This window comes from Actinomadura gamaensis, assembly GCF_042652125.1.
In the GTDB taxonomy this organism is placed as follows: Bacteria; Actinomycetota; Actinomycetes; order Streptosporangiales; family Streptosporangiaceae; genus Spirillospora; species Spirillospora gamaensis.
The window spans coordinates 128,237-150,593 of sequence record NZ_JBHSIT010000005.1 but is presented as its reverse complement, the minus strand read 5'-3'; the positions used below and the strand labels follow the sequence as shown (position 1 = coordinate 150,593).

Genomic DNA, 22,357 nt, shown 5'->3' with positions numbered 1-22,357 from the left:
GCGAGCAGGCGGTCAGGGGGCGGAGCGGGCCAGGTGCGGGACGCCCGTAGCCGGAGCGGACGGCCACAGGCGACCGCCGAGGACGGCCAGTGCCGCGGGCAGCAGGACGCCCCGGACGAGCGTCGCGTCGATCAGGACCGCGGCGGCGAGGCCGACGCCCATCATCTTGTACTCGATCGCTGACAGCATCACGAAAACGCTGAACGCGCAGGTCATGATGGCCGCCGCGCTGGTGACGACGCCCGAGGTCGCGCCGACCCCGGCGACGACGGCGGCGCGCGCGGTCATGCCGCCGGCCCGGTGCTCGCGGATCCGGCTCAGGATGAAGAGGTGGTAGTCCATGCTGAGCCCGAACAGGATGACGAACATGAACAGCGGGAGCCAGCCGATCACGCCGCCGTAGGCGGTGAAGCCGAGCGGGCCGCCGAGACGGCCGTCCTGGAAACCGAGGACCAGCACGCCGTAGGCGGCGCCGATCGACAGCAGGTTCAGCAGGATCGAGACCACCGCGACGGCGGCGGAGCGGAACGCGACCGCCAGCAGGACGAACGCCAGCGCCAGGACGGCGACGACGACCGGCGCCGAGCGGTTCTCGACGACTTTGGTGAAGTCGTAGGCGAAGGCGGTCTTGCCCGCGACGGCGTGCCCGACGCCGTCCAGGCCGCCGAACACGGCGTCGCTCCGGCGCCGCAGGTCGAGCAGCGAGCGGTCGGCGTCGGGACCGGTGCCGAAGTGCGCCAGCGGCACGCGCGCGACCAGCACTCCCCCGCTCCGCGCCGTGACGGTCGGGCGGAGGCCGGCGACGGCCGCGTCGACCTCCGGGCCGTCCAGCGCGCCGGGGCGCTTCTCCCACAGCACGACCGACGCGGGCGACGGGCTGCCGGGGAACGCCCGCTGCATGCGGATCGCCGCGTCCACGACGGGGACGGACCGGGGAAGGCTGTCGGTGACCGCCGCGTCCTGGAGGCGCATGCCGAGCGCGGGCAGCGCCGTCACGACCAGCGCGAGAACGGCGAGCCCGCCCCACAGCAGCGGACGCCGGACGACCCGCCGCGCCACGGCCGTCCAGAACCGGGACGGCCCGGCGGCGGTGCGGCGGCGGCCGATCCACGGCAGGCGCAGGCCGTCCGCGCGGGGGCCGAGGGCCGCGAGCAGCGCGGGCAGGAAGGTGACCGAGCCCGCCATGGCGAGCCCCACGACCAGGACGGTCCCGGCGGTCAGGCCCTTGAAGTTGTCGAGGCCGGTGAACAGCAGCCCGGCGAGGCAGAGCATCACGGTCAGGCCGGAGACGACCACGACGTGCCCGGACGTGCGGGTCGCGACGCGCAGCGCCTCGTCCGCCGGCCGGCCCGCCGCCCGCTCCTCGCGCGTCCGCCGCAGGTAGAACAGCGAGTAGTCGACACCGACCGCGACCCCGACGAGCAGCACGATCGAGGACGCGGCGCTGTTCACCGGCACCCAGTGCCCGGCGAGCCGCAGCAGCCCGAACGTCCCGGCGACCGTCGTGACCGCCAGCAGCAGGGGGATCCCGGCGGCGACGAGCGACCCGAACACCACCAGCAGGATCAGCACGGTCAGCGGCAGCGAGACGTACTCGGCGCGCTTCATGTCGTCCTTGATGCCGCCGTTCACGGCGTCGGAGAGGCTCTTGTCGCCCGCCTGCGCCAGCCGGAGGTCCGGGTGCCGCGCCGCCGCGTCCCGGACGGCCGCCACGATCCCGGCGTAGTGCGCGCGGAACCGCTCGTGCGGTCCGGCGATCTGCACGGTCACCAGGCCGGACCGTCCGTCCCGGGAGACGAGGGCGGGGTCGTCGAGGGGCGAGCGCACGGTCCCGTACGGGCGCAGGGCCGAGGCCAGTTCGCGGGCGGCGGCGCGCTTCACGCCGTCCTGCTCGAACGGCGTCGTTCCGGACCTGCTCTCGACCAGCACGTTCTCCAGCAGCGGCAGGTAGCCGGTGTGCGCGTCGAGGACGCGGTCGGCGCGTCCGGACTCGCCGGGATCGGTGCTGTTCTTCTGGTCGAGGCCGAGCGAGGCGGCGGCGAACAGGGCCGCGACGACCAGGGCGAGCCAGCCGGTGATCGCGAGGGCGCGGTGCCGTATCGACCAGCCCGCGACGCGCTCGGTGATCGGTTTGCGTTCAGGCAGCATGAAGTGCTGTCCTTTCGGTGAAGGAAGGCTGCGATGAGAACCCGCCCGGAAACGGGCGGGGTGTGGTGTTTCTTCATGCCGGGTCGTCGAGTGGCCGCTCGACGGCCCGGCGCTCGTCCGCTCACTCCACGGTGAGCAGGACCTTCTCCAGGGAGTCCATCCTCTTCTCCATCTCGCCGAGGCTCCGGGCGGTCTCGGCGAGCCGCCGCTCGATCCGCCGCTGCGTCTCCAGCCCCGCCTCGGCGATCCGCCGGTACTCCTCCTCGCGGGCCAGCGCCGCCCGCGCCCGCACGGTCGCGCCCACCTGCACGATGATCACTGTGATCACGGTGGTGACCAGGGCGAAGATGCCGATCGCCCCGGCCACCTCCGCCAGCTCGTGACCGTCCATCATCCGTCCACCTTCCTGTCCTCCGCCCCGCCGGCGCCGGCGGCGGGGGCGCTCAGCGTCCGCGCCGCCCGCCTGACGACCTCGGGCGTCAGCTCGAACCGGAACGGGGCGATCTCGTAGTACTTCATCGCCCGACCGTCCGGCGAGACCTCGGCGCGTCCCTCCACCAGCCCGGCCGCGACCAGCTTGCGCAGGTGGACCTGGAGCAGCGGCCGGCTGATGCCCAGCTCGCGCGCGAGGTTGCTGACGTAGTCGCGCTCGTCGGCCAGCGCCGCGAGGATCCGCAGCCGGTGCGGGTTGTCCAGCGCCGCGAGCACGCGGAGCAGCTCGTCCCCGGTCGTCACGCCGCCTCCTCCCCTACCTGCAAAAGAAAATTAGCAGGTGCTCACAGAAGTTGCCAGGCCGAAACCGCGAGAGACGGCCCGGAGTCCGGGCCGTCTCTGGTGAGCGTGCTGGTCAGGCGGTGTCACACCCGCCGGACGATCGAGATCGTCAGACGGGGAGGTCGGCGACGCGGGGGGCGACGCGGCCGAAGATGTCGCCGATCGTGGTGAGGGCGGCGGCGTGCAGGACGTCCGCGGGGATCGGGGCGCCGTCCGGGCCCGCCAGCGGACGCGTCGCGCACGCCTCGGCGACCACGGTCGGGCTGTAGCCGAGGTTGAACGCGCCCTGCGCGGTGAACTGGACGCACATGTGCGTCATGAACCCGGCGAGGACGAGGTCGGGTCCGGCGCCGAGGTCGCGCAGGACGTCCAGCAGGTCGGTCTGGTGGAAGGAGTTCGGGAACCCCTTCACCACGACCGGCTCGCCGTCGCGGGGCTCGACGCGGGACTCGATCTGGCCGACCTCGGCGCGGATGTCGTACGGCGTGCCCTCGCCGCCGTCGTTGATGACGTGCACGACCGGCGTCCCGGCGGCGCGGGCGGCGTCGAGCAGCCGGGCGGCCGCGTCGAGGGCCGCGTCCGCGCCGGTCAGCTCCATCACGCCCTTGGTGTAGGTGTTCTGGTAGTCGATGAGGACGAGGGTGCTGGACGACAGCGCGGGCAGCGCGCCGTCCAGGCCGATCACGTCGCGCAGGGTGGTCGAGACGGTCATGGTGGTCTCCTGTTTCTGGACCGGTTCTCGGGCAGGGGGGACCACCGGCCTGGCGGGCCGGGGGCGGAAAACGGAATCGGGGTCGAGGGGGAAAGGGTCAGGCGGCGGTGCGAAAACGCCGCCGGTAGGCCGCCGGGGTCGTGCCGAGGCGGCGGCGGAAGGCGCGGTGCAGCGTCTCCGGCGAGCCCAGCCCGGACGCCTCGGCGACCCGGTCGAGCGGCTCGTCGGTGCCCTCCAGCAGCCGCCGGGCCGCCTCCACGCGGGCGGCCTCGACGAACGCGGCGGGCGTCGCGCCGGTCTCCTTGCGGAAGACGCGGCTGAAGTGCCGCTCGCTCAGGCACATGCGGTCGGCGAGCGCCGCCGCCGACAGGTCGGCGGTGAGGTTAGCGGTGATCCAGGCGCGCAGCTCGTCGATGTCCCGGCGCTCGGCCGGGGCCTGCCACAGCGGAACGCTGAACTGGCTCTGGCCGCCCTGCCGCTTGAGGTACATGACGAGCTGCCGGGCGACGTCCAGGGCCACCCGCTCGCCGTGGTCCTCGGCGACGAGGGCGAGCGAGAGGTCCATGCACGCGCTGATGCCCGCGCCGGTCCAGACGTTCCCGGACCGGACGTAGATCGGGTCCGGGTCCACGGTGACGTCCGGGTGGTCGGCGGCGAGCCGGTCGGCGGTCGCCCAGTGCGTGGTGGCCGTCCGGCCGGTGAGCAGCCCCGCGGCGGCGAGCAGGTGCGCGCCGACGCACACCGAGGCGACCCGGCGGGCGTGCCGGGACGTCGCGGCGATCCACGCGACCAGGTCCGGGTCGATCACGGGCGCGCCCGCGCCGTCCACCGCGCCGGGGACGATCAGGGTGTCCACGCTCCCGCCGACCTCGGCGAAGCTCAGGTCGGTGGCGAGCCGGACGCCGGCGCTCGTCCGGACGAGCCCGCCGTCCGGCCCGGCGAGCCGGACGTCGTAGCGCGCGCCGCCGTCCGGCAGCGCCCGGCCGACGAGCGCGAACACCTCGGCGGGCCCGGTGACGTCGAGGAGGTCGACGTCCGGGAACACGGCGATGACGACACGGTGCGGAGCTGGCATGACTCCATTCTGCGACCTGACGGGCATGTCCGCCATGACGAGCTTCTGTCATATCCGGCCATCCGGCCCTCCGGGCCGAGACGCCGGGCCGCCCCGCGCTACGGGATCAGGACGAGTTTTCCTCGCGTGTGGCCGGTGCGGCTGGCGTCGAAGGCGTCGCCCACCTCGGCCAGCGGGAAGGTCTTCGCGATCTCGACGGTCAGGGCGCCCTGGTCGGCGAGCGCGGCCAGTTCGGTCAGCCCCGCGGCGTCCGGGCGGGCCCAGACCCACATGCCGCCGTGCTCGCCCACGCCGGGATCGGCGATCGAGGCGTGGCGTCCGCCGGGGGCCAGGACGGCGAGCGTCGTCTCCAGCTGCCCGCCCACGCAGTCGGCCACGGCGGTCACGCCGTTGGGAGCCAGCTCGCGGATCCGGTCGGCCTGGCCGTCGCCGTACGCGACGGGTTCGCCGCCCAGGCCGCGCACGTAGTCGTGGTTGCGGGGCGACGCCGTCCCGATGACGCGGGCGCCGCGCTCGCGTCCCAGCTGGACGGCCGTGCCGCCCACTCCCCCGGACGCGTTGTAGACGAGCAGGACGTCGTCCGGCCCCACCTCCAAGCGGTTCAGCATCCGCCACGCGGTGACGCCGACGAGCGGCAGCCCGGCCGACTGCGCCCAGTCGAGCGCGACCGGCCGCCGCGCGACGAACTCGGCCGGGACGGCGACGTACTCGGCGAACGTCCCGTGCCGGACGATCGGCATGCGCGCGTACGAGAACACCTCGTCGCCGACGCCGAACTCGGGCGTGTCCGGGCCGGTCGCGGTGACGACGCCCGCGACGTCCCAGCCGGGGACGACCGGGAAGATCGCCTCGATCATCGCGTCGAGGCCGCCCGCCATGAGCTTCCAGTCGACCGGGTTCACCCCGGCGGCGCGGACCTCGATCAGAACCTGCCCCGGCCCGACGCGCGGATCCGGCACGTCCCCGTACCGCAGTCGCGAGTTGTCCTCGGCGTAGGCGTCGTAGCTGGCTGCCTTCATCGTGATCGGTCCTTCCGGACGGGGTCAGTGGGCGTTCTCGGTGGGGCGGAAGTCGGGCGGGACGATCCGGTACCCGACGTATCCGGAGGCGAGCAGGAGGATCGCGGCGGCGAGGAACGCGACGCCGAGGGCGTGGGTGAAGGAGGCGGACGCGGCCGACAGGATCCGGTCGCCGGCCGCGCCGCCCTGCTGCCCGGCGACGACGGCGGCCTCGCCGATGGAGTCGCGGACGCGAGCGAGCTGGGCGTCCGGGAGGCCGAGGCGGGGCACGTCGCCGCGGTACAGGACGGCGGCGAGGCTGCCGATCGCGGCGACGCCCATCGCGCCGCCGAGCTCGTAGGAGATCTCCTCCACGGCCGCGGCGCCGCCCGCCTCCTCCTGCGGCGAGGACGACAGCAGCGCCACGGACGCGGCCGTCGCGGCGACGCCGAAGCCGGTGCCGAGGCAGAGCAGCGCGACGGCGATCTCGACGTACTCCAGGTGCCCGGCGAGGTCGGCGATCCACGGGACGGCCATGCCCAGCGCGGCGAGGGCCATGCCGGCGCCGAGCACGACCCGGACGCCGAACCGCTCCATCAGGCGGGGCGTGAACAAGGGCGCGACGATCAGCGCGGCCGGGGCGGGCAGCAGCCGGAGCCCGGCGGCGAACGGCTCCAGGCCGCGCGCGTACTGGAACCACTGGGTGATCAGGAACAGCACCGCGCCGAGCGCCATCATGCCGAGGAAGATCGACACGGCCGCGACGCTGAAGACCCGGTTGCAGAACATGCGGACCTGGAGCAGCGGGTCGGCGATCCGCAGCTCGCGCCGGACGAACAGGGTCAGCGTGACCGCCGCGACCGCCAGCAGGACGATCCCGACCGGCACGTCGTGGCCGCCGACCAGCTTGATTCCCCCGGCGAGCGTGACCATCCCGACGACGGACAGCGCCACGCCCCACCAGTCCCAGCGGCCCTCGCGCGGATGGGACGACTCGGGCACCAGCCACAGCGCGAGCGCGACGCAGGCCACCGCGACCGGGACGTTCAGCAGGAACGCCGCCTTCCAGCCGTGCGCCTGCACGACGAGGCCGCCGATCAGCGGGCCGAACGCCATGCCCGCGCCGATCACGGCCGTCCAGACGCTGTAGGCGACGGCGCGCTCGCGCGGGTCGGTGAACACCACCCGCAGGATCGAGATGGTGGACGGCATGATCGCCGCGCCGCCGACGCCGAGCAGCGCCCGCGCCGCGATCACCACCCACGGCGCGGTCGCGGCGACGGCGAGCAGCGACGCCGCGGCGAACACGGCGAACCCGCCGAGCAGCAGCCGGCGGCGCCCCCACCGGTCGCCGAGCGCGCCGGCGGTGATGAGCAGGCCGGACAGCACCAGCGCGTACGCGTCGATGATCCACAGCTGCTCGACCGAGGTGGGCCGCAGGTCCGCCACCAGCGACGGGAACGCCACGTTCAGGATGGTGGCGTCCATGGCGATGATCAGCAGGCTGCCGGACAGCACCGCGAGGACGGCCCAGCGCCGCCGCGCTCCCGTCACTCCGGGTCCTCCGACACGTCCGGTCCCTCCTTCACCGCCCGTCAGTGGACCCGTAGCCGCAACCCCTCAGCGGGAAGCCCAAAACGGGCCCCGGGTTGGGCAAAGGGTGAGGGAGGGGAGCAGGTCAGGCGGTGCCGGTGACGGCGTGCGCGACGACCATCCCGATCCAGGCCGCGCCGAGCCCGGCGCCGAGGGACGCGACGGCGTTGAGGACGGCGTAGGGCCGCGCGCCGGTCTCGGCCAGCCGCAGGGTCTCGTAGCCGAACGTCGAGTAGGTGGTGAGGGCGCCGCAGAAGCCCGTCCCGGCGAGCGCCGTCACGCCGTCCCCCGCGGGGTAGGCGATGAGGAAGCCGAGCAGCAGGCAGCCGGCGACGTTCACGGTGAACGTCCCCCACGGGAACACCGAGTCGTGCCGGGACTGGACGGCGCGGTCGGTCAGGTAGCGCAGGGGCGCGCCGACGGCCGCGCCGAGCGCGACGAGGAGCAGCGTCATCGGGGGTCCCCTTCGGTCGCGGCGACGCGGTCCTGCTCTCCGGCGTCCGGGGCGGGCTCGGACGCCGCCCGGTCCCCCGCGATCGCGCGGGTCAGGTGGACGCCCGTCCAGACGGCGGCGAGGGCCGAGGCGAGCGTCGCGGCGAGGTAGAGCAGCGCGGTGCGGGACGAGCCGTCCTCGACCGCCTTCTGGACGTCCGCCATCGCGGTGGAGAACGTGGTGTACCCGCCGAGGACGCCGACGCCGAGGAAGGGCCGCAGCAGGTGGTGCGGGCGCAGCACCTCGGTGATCACGACCATGAGCACGCCGATGAGCAGGCAGCCGGAGACGTTGATCCCGAACGTCGCCCAGTCGAACGCGCCGGGTTCGTGCGGGAAGGCGGTGGACAGGCCGTAGCGGGCGAGCGCGCCGAGCGCCCCGCCCGCCGAGATCGCGCCGAGCGTCGTCCACGGGGCGCCGGCCAGCTCGCGGCGCTGCTCCGGGACGCGCAGCTCCACGTCGGGATCGACGGGCAGCCGGGGGTCGTGCATCGGTTCCTCCCACCAGGGCATGGCTGACTACGCTGGCAGGGACCGTTGGCAAGGGTTCGCGGTTGCCCCGCGTCCGCCCGTCCGGCCGGTCGCGGGGGCGGCGGGCCCCACCGCCGCGGCCTCGTCCTCACGAGGACCAGGAGCCATTCTAGCCGTCCCTCTGCGACCTCTGTCACAGGCGGAGGCCCGGACGCGGAGGCGCCCGCCCCGGACAGCGGCCGGGACGGGCGCGGATCTGGAGAAGGTCAGTGCCGGATCGACAGGAGCCGAGTGCCGAGCCGGACGAAGGTCAGTGCTGGCGCGGGTGCGCGTTCAGGTGCGCCGGAGCGACCCGCTGCGGCGCCGGACGCGCGGTCGGCGGGCCGGAGCGGAGCGGGTTCGGCCCGAAGACGCCGGTGTAGACGTCCGTCGGGTCGGACGCGTCGCCGGTCGTCGCGACCAGCACCGGCCGGAACGCCGTGCCGCCGCTGACCGCGACCGACTCGTAGTCGCCGAGGAAGTGGCCCCAGCCGGCGTAGGGCGCGAGGAGCCAGTCGAACACCGGGGTGATCCGCCGCTCGGACGGGTAGTTCTCGCCGCCGCGCGGGAACGTCGCCAGCCACATGGCCGTGGGCAGCGTCGTGGTGTCCCCCGGCTGGAGGTATCGCACGTCGTAGTAGGTGACCGCGACGACGCCCCGGTCGTTCACCGCGATGGACGGCGTGAACGCGGGCGAGCCGGGCGCCTGGTTGATCCGGACGGGCGCGGACCAGGTCCGCCCGCCGTCGGTGGAGTGGACGAGCTCCACGTCGTCGTACTTGCCGCCGGTGAACGACGAGCCCTCGAACGCGGCGTACAGCTCGCCGGTCCGCGGGTCGATCGCCGCGCTGATCAGGTTCGCGCCCGCGCGCAGCGCCTTGGTCGGGTCGTTCGGCGCGTTCGGGTGCACCTCGGGCACGGACGTGTCGTTCGCGATCTTGGTGGGCGCGCTCCACGTCCGCCCCTGGTCGCGGGAGGTGACGAACGCGAAGTGCAGGTCGGTCGCGCTGGTCGCGGTCGGGTCGCTGTAGGTCTGCCACTCGAAGAAGTCGTAGAGCGTGCCGGTGCGCGGGTCGGCGACGATGACGTTCCCGATGGTCTGCGAGTTCGGGATCACGCTGGTGTCCACGAACTGGTGCGCCGGGCCCCAGGTGCGTCCGTGGTCGCGGGTGATCGAGATGTAGGACGGCCCGTCGTAGTGCGCGCCCGGCCCGGACGCGACCTGGTCGATGCGGTCCCACACCTGGTAGGCGGTGCCGGGGTGGCGCGGGTCGGCGGTCACCGAGTTCTTGTCGTCCACGATCGCCGGGTCGTTGTCGTCGATGAGCTGCGTGACGTGCGTCCAGGTCCGGCCGCCGTCGTAGGACGTGGCCGCGCCGACGCCGTTGCGCGGCGTGGTGGCGTCGAAGTCCAGGCCGCTGGCGTAGGCGACGCCGTCCGGGCCGAAGTCGACCCAGGCGTCCGAGGCGCGCTCGTAGTTCAGGCCGCCCGGGGCGCACTTGCTGAACGGCAGTGGCGTCTTGGTGAAGTGGCGTCCGTCGGTGCTGTAGGACGCGGCGAGCCCGTGCGCGCCGCCGTTGGACCAGCGGTCCTGCTGGTAGACCGAGATGACGTGGCCGGGGCGGTGCCGGTCCACCGCGACCCACGGCTCCTCTTCGGCGCCGGGCGTGACGGTCGCGCCCGGTGTGGCGCCCGCCGTGCAGGAGGCGTACGGGTTCCCCGGCGAGATGTTCCGGACGGGCGACCCCCCGTCGGCGGACGCGGCGGCCGACGAAGCGGCGGTGAGCGCTCCGCCGAGCACCAGGGCGAGCCCGGCCGCGGTCAGACTTCGTCGTCTCATTCGATGCTCCTCATTCGGTGTTCCTCAGTGGACGGCAACGGCCGAGGTGTGGACGTCCTCGTCGTTGGCGGGCGAGGCGTTGGCCGCCGGAGCCGTGCACAGCTCGGGCGGACGCCCTGGGGTTCCGGTGCCGGGGCAGAGGAACAGCGCCGGAGATCGGGTGTCGGACCACACCGGGTGGGCGGTGGCCGCGGACGCGTCGACCATGATGTAGTCGCCGTAGAACCGGCCGTTGAACTGGCTCGGCGGCGGCATGCTCGACGAGGTGGCCCGGCCGCCGGTGAAGCGGGCGAGGTCGCGGCTGGTGGCCAGGGTCACGTCGGAGAACCCGGTCGTCTCGTCCGAGCCGTAGCCGCGGTCGTAGTAGGCGATGACGAGCGTCCCGCGCGGGGTGAAGACCGTGCCCTGCCAGAACCGGTCGGCGCGGGCCGGCCGGACGCTTCCCCCGATGACCGGCAGCTTCCGGACGTCCGTGGCGGTGCCGGTGAAGGACGCGCCGCCGTCCGACGACACCGACAGCACGATGTCGTTGGCGCAGCCGCCGTTCTTGACGCCGTCGTAGAGGCTGCCGAGCCCGGAGTCGAACGAGGTGAGCCCGGCGGGCGCGCAACCGCCGGCCTCGTTGGAGTTCCGGTTCACGTACGAGCCGGTCGTCACGACGAGCCGCTTCGGGTTCGCCGGGTCCACGGCCAGGTTCGGGTAGTTGGTCGCGCGGAAGATCGAATTCGTGCTCGCGCCCTTCTCGGGCACGCAGTCGCGGCCGGGGTTCTTCCCCGTCCCCTGGTAGGTGTCGCAGTCCGGGAGGTCGTAGTAGTCGGCGGCCTTGACCGGCGCCGAGAACGTCGCGCCGCCGTCGGTCGAGCGCGCCACGAACACCTGGAACCGGTTGTCCCTGCCGGTCTGGGCCACGTTGTAGTTCGACCAGGTCACGTAGAGCGTGCCGTCGGGAGCGGCCACCGGCTGCGAGTTCTGGTTGTCGTTGCAGCGGCCGTGCGGCGTCGGGATCCCGTAGGTCTGCGCGCACAGCGCCGAGTCCGAGCTGATCAAAACCGGGGCGGAGAAGTGCTCGCCGTAGTCGGCCGAGCGGGCGCCGTAGACGTAGGCGGTCCCGTCGTCGGCGAAGGTCGTCCAGGTGACGTAGACGCGGTCGCGGTAGGGGCTGCGGGCGTGCGCGTCCACGGTCATGAGCGGTTTGTCGAGCAGGAACGTCCCCGCCCCGGCGGTGTCGTCGTGCTCGGCGACGGGCCGTCCGGGGAAGTCGAACGACGCGCCGCCGCTGCCGGTGGACCGGTACACGTAGATGCCGGACGACTGGTCGGCGTCCGGGGACACCGCGTTGCCGCGCTTGAACTCCTGGCAGGCCAGGTAGGCGTTGCCGCGGGTGTCCCAGGCGACCGACGTGTCCCCGGCCGCCTGCATGTACTGGCGCGGCTTGCCGCCGAACGCCGCGCCGGACACGAAGCCGTTGGGCGTCGTGGAGTCGGTCCAGGTGCGTCCGTTGTCGGAGGAGTAGTCCACGCCGCAGGTGCCGTCGCCGCGCCGGTAGTCGTTGTACGACGCGAGGATCCGGCGCGGGTCGTTCGGGTTGACCGACACCCACGTCTCGTTCTGGGCCTGCCCGCGTCCGGCGAGCGGCTGGTCGGTGACGGTCTGGCAGTTCTGGTTGACCTTCACGTCGGCGCCGCGCCGTCCGTCGCAGCCGGGCGCGGAGGTCCGGCTCGCCCCGGGGAGCGCCTTCGGCGCGGCGCGCTGCGGGCCGAGCGCTTCGGCGAGGGCACCGGACACGTGCCGCTTCTGAACCGGAGTCAGCTTGTCGTACCCGAACCCCTGCGCGTGCGCGCCCGGCGCGGCCAGGCTCAGCGTCCCCCCGAGCACCAGGACGATTCCGGAGGCGGTCAAGCTGCGCCTTCTCATGCGGGGACTCCTCGGTGAGCTGTCGCTACAGAGGTGTAGATGTTCACGGCCTTCGCGGGGAACGTAGATCTGCGCTCAGGCCCCTACAAGCCCCATTGGCCGACCCCGGTCAGTCCCGTCCGTCCGGAAACGGCCGCCTGACCGGGGTCGGCCACGGCGTCCTCAGGTCACCCGCGTCCCGCGTGGGCGGTCCGGTTCCGCCGCACCCGCAAGGCGACCGCGAGCGCGGCCGACAGGACGGCGATCTGGAGGTGCGCCAGGCGGCGTCGGGTCATGGTCCGAGCCTGGCCGCCCGGGCGGGGCCGGCGGGGCCGGCGGGATACTCGGAGCCGGGCGCGCCGGTACTCATCCGGCCGGACGCTACGATCGACGCGTGCCCGCGCTCCCGCTCCCGTCCCTGCTCGTCGTCGCCGTCCTGGCCCGGATGGCGCTGGAGCTCGGCTGAGCCCGGACGGAGCGGGGATGGGGCGATGGTGACGCTGGAGGAGGTCGCGCGGCGCGCCGGGGTGTCCCTGGCCACCGCGTCCCGGGTGCTGAACGGCAGCACCCGCCGGGTCGGGGACGCGCTGCGCGAGCGGGTCGAGCGCGCCGCGGCCGACCTCGGCTACCGGCCGGACGTCACGGCGCAGGCCCTCGCGCGCGGCTCGGCGGACGTCGTCGGGCTCGTCGTGCACTCGCTCACCGACCCCTACTTCGCGGCGCTCGCCGAGGGCGCGATGGCCGCCGCCGAGCGGCGCGGGCTGACCGTGATGATCGGCGCGACGCACCGCGATCCGGCGCGCGAGGTCGCGCTCGTCGCGACGCTGCGGGCGCAGCGGGTCCGCGCGATCGTCCTCGCCGGGTCCCGCACGGCCCGGTCGCGGTCCGAGCTGACCGCCGAGCTGGACCTGTTCCGTGCGAAGGGCGGCCGGGTCGCGCTGGTCGGGCAGGAGCTGGCGGGCCTGCCCGTCGTCGCGCCCGCGAACCGGGACGGCGCGGCGGCGCTCGCCCGCGCGCTCGCGGGCCTCGGGCACCGCCGCTTCGCCGTCCTCGGCGGCCCGCCCGACCTGCTGACCGCGCGGCACCGGACGGCCGGGTTCACCGCCGCGCTGCGCGACCTCGGCCTGCCCGGGCCGCGGGTGCTGCCCGGCGGGTTCGACCGGGACGGCGGCCACGCCGCCGCCCGCGCCCTCCTGGACGCCGGGCTCCGCGACGTGACCTGCGTGTTCGCCGTCAACGACGTGATGGCGGTCGGCGCGCTCGCGGCGCTGCGCGAGCGCGGTGTGGCCGTCCCGGACGAGCTGTCCCTGGCCGGTTTCGACGACATCGCGACGCTGCGCGACCACGTCCCGGCGCTGACGACCGTCCGGCTGCCGCTGGCCGAGATGGGCGGGCGCGCCGTGGACCTCGCCCTCGGCGACGGTCCCGGCGTGGTGACCGTGCCGGGCGAGGTCGTCCTGCGCGCCAGCGCCCGTGCCCTCTAGAGGTGCGGCTCGACGAGGGCGGCGTAGCGGGCGCGGACGGTGGCGAGCACCTCGTCCGGGTCGGCGGCCCAGACGTCGGCGTTGAAGACCTCGACCTCGACGTCCCCGGCGTACCCGGCGGCGGCGACCGCGGCCGTGAGCGGGCCGAAGTCGATCACGCCGTCGCCGGGGACGGCGCGGGCGAGCAGCACGTCCGGCGGGAGCGGCGAGAGCTGGTCGCAGACCTGGTAGCTCGCGATCCGGTCGCCCGCGCGGGCGATCTGCCCGAACACGTCCGGGTCCCACCACTGGTGGAAGGTGTCCACGACGACGCCGACCTGCTCGGACGGGTGGCGCTCGGCCAGGTCGAGCGCCTGCTTCAGGGTCGAGACGACGGCCCGGTCCGCGCAGTAGATCGGGTGCAGCGCCTCCAGCGCCAGCCGGACGCCCCGCTCCCCCGCGTAGGGCGCGAGGACGTCCAGCGCGTCGGCGACGCGGGCGCGCGCGCCCGCGAGGTCGCGGGAGAAGCCGGGCGCGGGCGGCTCGCCGGGCGCCACGCCCGGCAGGCCGCCGACGACGAGGACGAGGCAGGCCGCGCCGAGCTCGGCGGCCTCGTCGATCGCGGCGCGGTTGTCGTCCAGCCACGTCCCGCCGGTGAGGAAGCCGCCCCGGCAGAGGGACGACACGCGCACGCCCGCGTCCCGGACGAGCCTGGCCGTCGCGGCGAGCCCGTGGCCCGCGACGTGCTCGCGCCAGAGCCCCACGGCCTCGACGCCGTGCCGGGCGCAGCCGTCCACCGCCTCGGCGACCGACCAGCTCCGGGTCGTCCACTGGTTCAGCGACAGTCGTCCCGCGCTCATCCCGTCACCCCGAACGTGGCGAGGAGGGCGCGCATCCGGGCGGCGGCGAGGTCGGGGTCGGGCAGCAGCCGGGCGCGGTCGGCCAGCCGGAACACCTCGGCGAGGTGGACCGCCGAGCGGGCGCTCTGCGCGCCGTTGACCATGGTGAACGCGTCCTGGTGGCCGGCCAGCCAGGCCACCAGGACCAGGCCGGTCTTGTAGTGGTAGGTCGGCGCCTCGAAGATCTTGCGGGCGAGCGGGACGGTCGGCCCGAACGCCTCCTCGTAGGCGGCGGTGTCGCCCGCGTCCAGGGCGTGCAGCGCGGTGGCGGCAGCAGGCGCGATCGCGTCGAAGATCCCGAGCAGCGCGTCGCTGCCCCCGGCGATCAGCTCCGGATAGTTGAAGTCGTCGCCGGTGTAGAGGCGGACGCCGTCCGGCAGCGCCTCGCGCAGCGCCACCTCGCGCGCGGCGTCCAGCAGCGAGACCTTCACGCCGTCGATCCGGTCCGCGTGCTCGCGGACGAGCGCGAGGAAGCTCTCCGACGCCTCGTCGAGGTCGGACGAGCCCCAGTAGCCCGCGAGGTTCGGGTCGAACATCTCCCCGAGCCAGTGCAGGATGACGGGGCGGTCGGCCGCGCCCAGCAGCGTCCCGTAAACGCGGTGGTAGTCCTCGGGGCCGCGCGCGAGCCGCGCGAGCTGCCGGCTCGCCATCACGATCACGCCCGCGCCCGCGTCCCGGACGGTCGCGATCTGTTCGGTGTAGGCGGCGACGACCTCGTCCAGGGACGCGGCGTCCGGCGCGTGGTCGGTGCCCGCGCCGCACGCGATCAGCGCGGACGGGTCGCCGAAGTCGCGGGCCTCGGCGGCGCTGCGCCGGATCAGCTCGCGGGTCGCGGCCCAGTCCAGGCCCATGTTCCGCTGCGCGGTGTCCATGGCGTCGGCGACCCGCATCCCGTGCGACCACAGGTGGCGGCGGAACCGCAGCGCGGCGTCCCAGTCCACCGCCGCCGGACGGCCCGGGCCGTTGTCCGCGCGCGGGTCGGCGACGACGTGCGCGGCGGCGTACGCGACGCGCGTCTCGGGCATGCCGCCGGGGAACGCCCACTCGGGCGGCTCGCACATCGCGTAGCGCTCCAGCCCGCCGTCCGCGGTCGGCAGCGTGACGACCGGCCCACCGGCGGGGGCGACCGGGCCGCCCGCCCGGGTCGGCGGCGCGTCCGGCGCGGTCACCGGGTCTCCTCGAGGACGATCCGGCGGCCCTCGGCCGAGGAGCGCAGGCCCGCCTCGGCCAGCGCGACGCCGCGCGCGCCGGACGCCAGGTCGTGCGGGAACGGGCCGTCCTCCAGGACGTGCCGCAGGAACAGCTCCCACTGCGCCTTGAAGCCGTTGTCGAACTCGGCGTTGTCCGGGACCTCCTGCCACTGGTCGCGGAACGGCTCGGTGGCGGGCAGGTCCGGGTTCCACACCGGCTTGGGCGTGCCCGCGCGGTGCTGGAAGCGGCAGCGGCGCAGGCCCGCGACCGCGCTGCCCTCCGTGCCGTCCACGTGGAACTCGACCAGCTCGTCGCGGAACACCCGCGTCGTCCAGGACGAGTTGATCTGCGCGACGATCCCGCCCGCCAGCTCGAAGATGCCGTAGGCGGCGTCGTCGGCGGTGGCGTCGTACCGCTCGCCGCGCTCGTCCCAGCGCTCCGGGACGTGCGTGACGGCCCGCGCCGTGACCGCCTCGACGCGGCCGAACAGGTGCTCCAGCACGTAGTGCCAGTGCGGGAACATGTCGAGCACGATGCCGCCGCCGTCGGCCGTCCGGTAGTTCCAGCTCGGCCGCTGCGCGTCCTGCCAGTCGCCCTCGAACACCCAGTAGCCGAACTCGCCGCGCACCGACAGGATCCGCCCGAAGAACCCGCCCTCGATCAGCCGCCGCAGCTTGAGCAGGCCGGGCAGGAACAGCTTGTCCTGGACGACGCCGTGCCTGACCCCGGCCGCGTCGGCCGCCTTCGCGAGCGCCATCGCGTCGGCGTACGACTCGGCGGACGGCTTCTCGACGTAGACGTGCTTGCCCGCCTCGATCGCGGCGGTCACGGCGGGCACGCGGGCCGAGGTGACCTGCGCGTCGAAGTAGATCTGGTTGGCCGGGTCGGCGAGGGCGGCGGACAGGTCGGTCGTCCAGTCCGCGATGTCGTGCCGCGCGGCGAGGTCGGCCAGCTTGCGCTCGCTGCGGCCGACCAGCACCGGGCGCAGCCGGACCCGCTCGCCGTCCGCCAGCGGCAGGCCGCCGCCCGCGTTGATCGCCAGCACCGACCGGACGAGGTGCTGGCGGTAGCCCATCCGCCCGGTCACCCCGTTCATCACCACGCCGAGGACGCGTTCACTCACCTGGGTACTCCCCTGCTCAGCCGCTTGGAAAGCGCTTTCCGAACTTCCCGGCGACCCTACTCGCCCGCGCCCGCGCCCACAACGCCCCCGGCGTCCCGGCGCCCGCCCGGCCGCGTCCCGGCGACCACAACGCGCGGCCACGCCCGGCGCCCGGCCGGACGCGGCGGGCCGCGCAGTAGCCTGGAGGGATGAGGCGCCGCAAGGTGGCGTACGGGATCATGATGGGCACCTGCCTCACGCTGTTCGTGCTGGCGTGGGCGGTCGTCAGCCGGTTCAGCCCGCCGGTCGCGATCGTCATGTCGATCGTGGCCATGGTGATCCCGCCGTTCGCGGCGATCGTCGCCAACTGGGGCATCGACCGCCGCGACTGACCGGCCGTCCTGAGAAGATCACCGTATGAGCGACCTGGGGATCCCCGGCGTGCTCGACCTCGCGGGGATCTTCGTGTTCGCGGTGTCAGGCGCGCTCGCGGCCGTGCAGAAGCGGCTGGACGTGGTCGGCATGGTCGTGCTGGCCGAGATCACCGCGCTCGGCGGCGGGATCCTGCGCGACCTGGTGATCGGCGCGGTGCCGCCCGCCGCCTTCACCAGCGTGAGCTACGTGCTGGTCCCGCTGGGCGCGACCGTGCTGGTCTTCTTCTGGCATCCCCAGGTCACCCGGATCATGCCGGCGGTGACGATGTTCGACGCGGCCGGCCTCGGGCTGTTCTGCGTCACCGGCGCGATCAAGGCCCTCGACTACCGGCTGTCCCCGCTGCACGCGGTGCTGCTCGGCGTCATCACCGCGGTCGGCGGCGGCATCCTGCGCGACATGCTGAGCGGGCAGATCCCCGGCGTGCTGCACGACCGGCAGCTGTACGCGCTGCCCGCGCTCGTCGGCGCGATGGTCGCGACCCTGCTGTGGCACTCGGGCCTGCACGGGGTGGTCGTGTCGGCGGGCTCGGCGCTGCTCGCGTTCGGCCTGCGCGTCGCGGCGGTGCGCTGGGGCTGGCGCACCCCGCGCGCCCGAGGCGTCCGCGACTGAACGTGAGCCGCCGACGGCGCGCGGACGGGACTCGGTCGGCGGTGGGTCGGGCGCCGGATGGACGGCGCGGGAAGGGGTAGTTTTGGGGGCATGGGGCGGATCACGGTGCGCAGGCCGGTCGAGCGGCTGGCGGTGGGCGGCGCGCGGAACCGGCGGGCCGACACGCTCGCGGTCGAGGAGCCGCTGGAGATCCGGGTGGCGGGCGCGCCGCTCACGATCACGATGCGGACGCCGGGCGACGACTTCGACCTGGTGGCGGGGTTCCTGTCGGCGGAGGGGATCATCGGGTCGGCCGGCGACATCGCGGCCATGCGGTACTGCGCCGACACCCGCGAGCAGAACAACCTGGAGGTCGTGCTCGCGCCGGGCGTCCGGCCGCCGGACGCGTCGCTCGTCCGCGCGTTCGCCACGACGAGCGCGTGCGGGGTCTGCGGCAAGTCGAGCATCGAGGCGCTGCGGGCCGAGCGGCGCTACGACGTGGCGTCCGACCCGCTGGAGCTGGACGCCAAGGTGCTCGCGGAGCTGCCGGAGTCGCTGCGGGCCGCGCAGCGGGTGTTCGACCGGACGGGCGGCCTGCACGCGGCGGGCCTGTTCGACGCGGACGGCACGCTGCTCGCGCTGCGCGAGGACGTCGGACGGCACAACGCGGTGGACAAGGTCGTCGGCTGGGCGCTGCGCGACGGCCGCCTCCCGCTGACCGGGACCGTCCTCATGGTGAGCGGGCGGGCGTCGTTCGAGCTGACGCAGAAGGCGATGAGCGCCGGCATCCCGGTGCTGGCGGCGGTGTCGGCGCCGTCCTCGCTGGCGGTGGAGCTGGCCGAGGACGCCGGGATGACGCTGGTCGGCTTCCTGCGCGGCGAGACCATGAACATCTACAGTCGTGGCGGCCGAATTCGCGCGTGATGTGACTACTCACCGGTAAGTCACTTCTGTAGCCTGCTCCCCGTTCCACTTGTGCGGAAGTGGCGGACGTGAAGGAGCGGACATGACAGGGTCCCTGACACCTCCGGGAGCGGAGTTCAAGATCGACGAACGGCATCCCCCGATCCGGCCGCGCCGGGTGACCTTCGACTGGTCGTCCACCCCGCTGCACTGGATCCCCGGGGACCCGGTCGCCACCCACATCATCAACTCCTTCCACATCGTCCTGCCCGAGGGCGAGAAGTGGTTCATCCAGGCCGTCAAGGACGCCCGGCCGTACCTGCGCGACGAGAAGCTCCAGGAGGAGATCCGCGGCTTCATCGGCCAGGAGATGGTGCACGCCCGCTCGCACCAGGGCGTCCTGGACCAGATCCTGGAGGCCAACGGGATCGACACGGCCAAGATCACCGACCAGATGGCGGCGGGCAACGCGCGGCGCCCGGCGGAGATGGCCGAGCTCAAGGCGAAGTCGCCGCGCGCCTGGCGGCGCCGGCTCCGGTTCGAGCTGGCCGCGGTCTCCTCGATCGAGCACTACACCGCCGTGCTCGGCCAGTGGATCATGGACAACCGGAAGCTGGACGAGGCGGGCGTCGACCCCACCATGCTGGACCTGCTGCGCTGGCACGGCGCGGAGGAGGTCGAGCACCGGTCGGTCGTGTTCGACACCTACCAGGCGATGGGCGGGCGCTACCCGATGCGCGTCGCCGCCTGGGTGGTCTCCCTGTTCTTCCTGTACTGGGCGCTCATCGGCGGCTCGCTGTACCTGCTCCGGCAGGACCCGACGATCAAGGGGCGGGTCACGCTGCCGCGCGTCTGGTTCGCCTACCGCCGCTCGGTGCGCAAGGGGCACGTCCCCGGCATCTTCAAGCTGCTGCTCGGCGAGGCCCCGGTCTACCTGCGCCCGTCCCACCACCCGTCGCAGGTCTGCTCGACGCCCCGGGCGCTCGACTACCTCATGAACTCCCCCGCGGCGAAGGCCGGTGGCTACACGCCCTACTAGCCGGCCGCGGCGGGCGGCGGGGTGGCGCGCGTCACTGCGCGCCCGGCTTGACCGCCGGCCCGTCCGCGCGGTTAATTAACATCGTGTCCAATAAAGTCGCGCTCGCCCGCACCGACAACGCGGCGGAGCTGGAGCGCTTCCGCGAGATCCAGCGGCTGTGCTACGCCTGCGCGGACGAGGTGGCCGCGACGCTCGAACCCGGCGTCACCGAACGCGAGGCCTGCCGCCGGATGCGGCGCTGGCTGCGCGACCGCGGCGTGGACGACTGGCTGCACACCCCCTTCGCCTGGTTCGGCGACCGCACCGCCTTCCAGGGGTTCAAGGTGCCCACCCAGTTCCTGCCGAGCGGGAAGCGGCTGGAGGAGGGGATGCCGTACATCCTCGACATGGCCCCGGTGAAGAAGGGCTACTCGGCCGACATCGGGTACGGCGGCGTCCTCGGGGAGAACCGCGTCTGGCGTCGTCTCGACACCGACCTCGCCGAGTACCGGACGCTGATCCTGGATCTCGTCCGCGAACGGCGGACGTTCGCCGACATCTACGCCGAGGTGGACGCGCTGATCGAGCGCCAGGGCTACCAGAACCGGCACAAGAAGTATCCGGGACGCGTCATCGGCCATCAGGTCGGCGTCATCGGCGGGCCGCTGCCGAAGGGCGTCGGATTCCCGTTCGGGGTACGGTTCCTCCAGACCCTCGGCCGCGAGCTGGTGAAGGAGCGGCTGGAGGGCCGCTCGCCGCTGTGGAACGGCGCGAGGCAGTCCCAGCACCCGCCGACGCCCGGGCTCTGGGCGGTCGAGCCCCACATCGGCTTCCGCGGCGTCGGGGTGAAGTTCGAGGAGCTCCTCGTGGTCACCGCGGACGACGCGTACTGGCTCGACGACGACCTGCCCCACGTCCACCGCTGGGCCGCGCGAAAGGCTGACGCATGACCACCGAAGTACGGCGCCGCCGGGTCCGCGGCGACGGTGTCGACCTGGCCGTCTACGAGCAGGGCGACCCCGCGCGGCCGACCGTCCTGCTGATGCACGGCTACCCGGACACGCACGCCGTCTGGGACGAGGTGGCCGGACGGCTCGCCGAGCGGTACCACGTCGTCCGGTACGACGTGCGCGGCGCTGGCGCGTCGTCGCGGCCGTTCGGGAAGCGGAACTACACCTTCTCCTACCTCATGGCGGACATGCGGGCCGTGCTGGACGCGACCGCCCCGGACCGCAAGGTCCACCTCGTCGGGCACGACTGGGGGTCCATCCAGGCGTGGGAGGCCGCCTGCACGATGCCGGAGCGGTTCGCCTCGTTCACCTCGATCTCCGGGCCGTGCCTGGACCACGTCGCGGAATGGACGCGCCGCAACCTGCGCCGTCCGACGCCGCGCAACGTCCGCGCCGGTCTCGGGCAGGCCGTCCGGTCCTGGTACATCTACTTCTTCCAGACGCCGCTGCTGCCGGAGATCGTGTGGCGCGCGGGCATGGGCGGGCCGTTCGCGAAGGCGCTGGAGATCGGCGAGGGCGTGCCGTCCCGGCCGGGGCACCCGGCCCGCACGCTGCCGCGCGACGGCGCGGCCGGGGTCGGCCTGTACCGGGCGAACATGCTGCGCCGGATGCGCAACCCGCTCCCCCGCCGCACCGACGTGCCCACGCAGGTGATCGTCCCGACGCGGGACCTGTTCCTCTCGCCGCACCTGGTCGGCGGGCTCGGCGAGCGCGTCCCGAACCTGTCGCTGCGGACGATCCCGGCCGGGCACTGGGTCGTGCGCAGCCACCCCGAGGTGATCGCGCGCTGGATCGGCGAGCACGTCACCGGCACGACCGGCGGGCCGCTGACGGCCGCCGAGTCACGCGCGCTGCGCCGCGCGAAGGTCTCCCCGGACCGGCGTCCGTTCGAGGGCTCGCTCGTCGTCGTGACCGGGGCGGGCAGCGGCATCGGCCGGGCGACGGCGCTGGCGTTCGCCGAGCGCGGCGCGGAGGTCGTCGCCGCCGACCTGGACCTGGCGTCCGCGCAGCGCACCGCCGAGCTCGCGCACCTGCTCGGCCCCGCCGCGCACGCCGTCCAGGTGGACGTGTCGGACGCCGCCGCCATGGAGGACTTCGCCAAGACCGTCCTGCACGAGCACGGCGTCCCCGAGGTCGTCGTCAACAACGCCGGGATCGGCATGGCGGGCGGCTTCCTCGACCACACGCCGGACGACTGGAAGCGCGTCCTGGACGTCAACCTCTGGGGCGTCGTCCACGGCTCGCGGCTGTTCGCGGCGCAGATGGCCGAGCGCGGGCAGGGCGGCCACATCGTGAACACGGCCTCGGCCGCCGCGTTCACGCCGTCCCGGACGCTGCCCGCCTACGCCACCAGCAAGGCGGCGGTGCTCATGCTCAGCGAGTGCCTGCGCGCCGAGCTCGCGGGCCGGGGCATCGGCGTCACGGCGATCTGCCCCGGCGTGGTCAACACCAACATCACCAGGACGTCCCGGTTCGTCGGGCGGAACTCGGCCGAGCAGCAGCGGGACCGCGAGCGCGCCTCGCGCGCCTACGCCCTGCGCAACTACGGTCCGGACCGGGTGGCCGAGCAGGTCGTCCGGGCGGTGCTGCGCAACCGCGCCGTCGTCCCGGTGACGCCCGAGGCGCATGCGGGACGGTTCCTGTCGCGGCTGTCACCGGGCGCGATGCGCCTGCTCGCCCGCCTCGACCTGCGCTAGCCCGCGGGCCGCCGGG

The 22,357-nt window shown here is 74.1% G+C and carries 21 protein-coding genes; 7 read left to right on the top strand and 14 right to left on the bottom strand.

The window, feature by feature from the left end; translation table 11 throughout:
• Positions 1-12: 12 nt before the first annotated feature.
• From ACFPCY_RS18430 to ACFPCY_RS18380, 11 genes are all read right to left on the bottom strand, one after another.
• On the bottom strand, positions 13-2,148 hold the full coding sequence (locus ACFPCY_RS18430; RefSeq protein ID WP_378256707.1) for an MMPL family transporter: 2,136 nt from the start codon (positions 2,146-2,148) through the stop codon (positions 13-15).
• Positions 2,149-2,269: 121 nt separating this feature from the next.
• Entirely contained in the window at positions 2,270-2,542 is a 273-nt protein-coding gene (locus tag ACFPCY_RS18425; RefSeq protein WP_378256705.1) for a hypothetical protein, read from the bottom strand.
• The gene (locus ACFPCY_RS18420) at positions 2,539-2,883 is read right to left on the bottom strand and encodes an ArsR/SmtB family transcription factor (protein WP_378256703.1); all 345 of its coding nucleotides are present in this window, start codon (positions 2,881-2,883) and stop codon (positions 2,539-2,541) included. The genes ACFPCY_RS18425 and ACFPCY_RS18420 overlap by 4 nt, the downstream gene beginning before the upstream one ends.
• A 148-nt stretch (positions 2,884-3,031) precedes the next feature.
• Positions 3,032-3,634, bottom strand: coding sequence for an isochorismatase family protein (locus ACFPCY_RS18415; protein WP_378256701.1), 603 nt, complete (start codon positions 3,632-3,634; stop codon positions 3,032-3,034).
• A 97-nt stretch (positions 3,635-3,731) separates the two neighbouring features.
• On the bottom strand, positions 3,732-4,709 hold the full coding sequence (locus ACFPCY_RS18410; RefSeq protein WP_378256699.1) for a GlxA family transcriptional regulator: 978 nt from the start codon (positions 4,707-4,709) through the stop codon (positions 3,732-3,734).
• Between the two features lie 98 nt (positions 4,710-4,807).
• Entirely contained in the window at positions 4,808-5,728 is a 921-nt protein-coding gene (locus ACFPCY_RS18405; RefSeq protein WP_378256697.1) for an NADP-dependent oxidoreductase, read from the bottom strand.
• Between the two features lie 24 nt (positions 5,729-5,752).
• Positions 5,753-7,261, bottom strand: a complete 1,509-nt coding sequence (locus ACFPCY_RS18400) for an MFS transporter (RefSeq protein WP_378256695.1) — start codon at positions 7,259-7,261, stop codon at positions 5,753-5,755.
• A gap of 124 nt (positions 7,262-7,385) precedes the next feature.
• The gene (crcB, locus tag ACFPCY_RS18395) at positions 7,386-7,754 is read right to left on the bottom strand and encodes a fluoride efflux transporter CrcB (protein ID WP_378256693.1); all 369 of its coding nucleotides are present in this window, start codon (positions 7,752-7,754) and stop codon (positions 7,386-7,388) included.
• Positions 7,751-8,284 (bottom strand): fluoride efflux transporter FluC, encoded by a 534-nt coding sequence (locus ACFPCY_RS18390; RefSeq protein WP_378256691.1) that lies wholly within the window; start codon positions 8,282-8,284, stop codon positions 7,751-7,753. Before ACFPCY_RS18390 ends, crcB begins: the two co-directional genes overlap by 4 nt.
• Before the next feature lie 289 nt (positions 8,285-8,573).
• Complete coding sequence (locus ACFPCY_RS18385) at positions 8,574-10,142, bottom strand: sialidase family protein (RefSeq protein ID WP_378256689.1); 1,569 nt, start codon at positions 10,140-10,142, stop codon at positions 8,574-8,576.
• A gap of 24 nt (positions 10,143-10,166) precedes the next feature.
• Positions 10,167-12,056, bottom strand: a complete 1,890-nt coding sequence (locus tag ACFPCY_RS18380) for a sialidase family protein (RefSeq protein ID WP_378256687.1) — start codon at positions 12,054-12,056, stop codon at positions 10,167-10,169.
• Between the two features lie 470 nt (positions 12,057-12,526).
• On the opposite strand from ACFPCY_RS18380, the gene ACFPCY_RS18375 reads away from it, so the two are divergent.
• The gene (locus ACFPCY_RS18375) at positions 12,527-13,519 is read left to right on the top strand and encodes a LacI family DNA-binding transcriptional regulator (RefSeq protein ID WP_378256685.1); all 993 of its coding nucleotides are present in this window, start codon (positions 12,527-12,529) and stop codon (positions 13,517-13,519) included.
• On the opposite strand, the gene ACFPCY_RS18370 is transcribed toward ACFPCY_RS18375, so the two are convergent.
• The 3 genes from ACFPCY_RS18370 to ACFPCY_RS18360 form a co-directional block, all read right to left on the bottom strand.
• Complete coding sequence (locus ACFPCY_RS18370) at positions 13,516-14,358, bottom strand: sugar phosphate isomerase/epimerase family protein (RefSeq protein WP_378256683.1); 843 nt, start codon at positions 14,356-14,358, stop codon at positions 13,516-13,518. The genes ACFPCY_RS18375 and ACFPCY_RS18370 overlap by 4 nt on opposite strands.
• A complete protein-coding gene (locus ACFPCY_RS18365) occupies positions 14,355-15,458 on the bottom strand; it encodes a DUF993 family protein (RefSeq protein WP_378257508.1) in 1,104 nt (367 codons plus the stop codon). The genes ACFPCY_RS18370 and ACFPCY_RS18365 overlap by 4 nt, the downstream gene beginning before the upstream one ends.
• Before the next feature lie 104 nt (positions 15,459-15,562).
• A complete protein-coding gene (locus tag ACFPCY_RS18360) occupies positions 15,563-16,711 on the bottom strand; it encodes a Gfo/Idh/MocA family protein (protein ID WP_378256681.1) in 1,149 nt (382 codons plus the stop codon).
• Positions 16,712-16,899: 188 nt separating this feature from the next.
• Here ACFPCY_RS18360 and ACFPCY_RS18355 point away from each other — a divergent pair, with 188 nt between their 5' ends.
• The 6 genes from ACFPCY_RS18355 to ACFPCY_RS18330 all read left to right on the top strand — a co-directional run bounded on the left by ACFPCY_RS18355 (position 16,900) and on the right by ACFPCY_RS18330 (position 22,341).
• Positions 16,900-17,082: a DUF3099 domain-containing protein gene (locus ACFPCY_RS18355; RefSeq protein WP_378256679.1), complete on the top strand. Its 183-nt coding sequence runs from the start codon at positions 16,900-16,902 to the stop codon at positions 17,080-17,082.
• Positions 17,083-17,107: 25 nt separating this feature from the next.
• Positions 17,108-17,734 (top strand): trimeric intracellular cation channel family protein, encoded by a 627-nt coding sequence (locus ACFPCY_RS18350; protein ID WP_378256677.1) that lies wholly within the window; start codon positions 17,108-17,110, stop codon positions 17,732-17,734.
• A 90-nt stretch (positions 17,735-17,824) separates the two neighbouring features.
• Positions 17,825-18,637 carry a formate dehydrogenase accessory sulfurtransferase FdhD gene (fdhD, locus tag ACFPCY_RS18345; protein WP_378256675.1) on the top strand — a complete coding sequence of 271 codons (813 nt, stop codon included), beginning with the start codon at positions 17,825-17,827 and terminating at the stop codon, positions 18,635-18,637.
• Positions 18,638-18,719: 82 nt separating this feature from the next.
• Positions 18,720-19,655, top strand: coding sequence for a metal-dependent hydrolase (locus tag ACFPCY_RS18340; RefSeq protein WP_378256673.1), 936 nt, complete (start codon positions 18,720-18,722; stop codon positions 19,653-19,655).
• Positions 19,656-19,738: 83 nt separating this feature from the next.
• Complete coding sequence (locus ACFPCY_RS18335) at positions 19,739-20,584, top strand: M24 family metallopeptidase (RefSeq protein WP_378256672.1); 846 nt, start codon at positions 19,739-19,741, stop codon at positions 20,582-20,584.
• Positions 20,581-22,341: an SDR family oxidoreductase gene (locus tag ACFPCY_RS18330; RefSeq protein ID WP_378256670.1), complete on the top strand. Its 1,761-nt coding sequence runs from the start codon at positions 20,581-20,583 to the stop codon at positions 22,339-22,341. The genes ACFPCY_RS18335 and ACFPCY_RS18330 overlap by 4 nt, the downstream gene beginning before the upstream one ends.
• Positions 22,342-22,357: the final 16 nt, after the last annotated feature.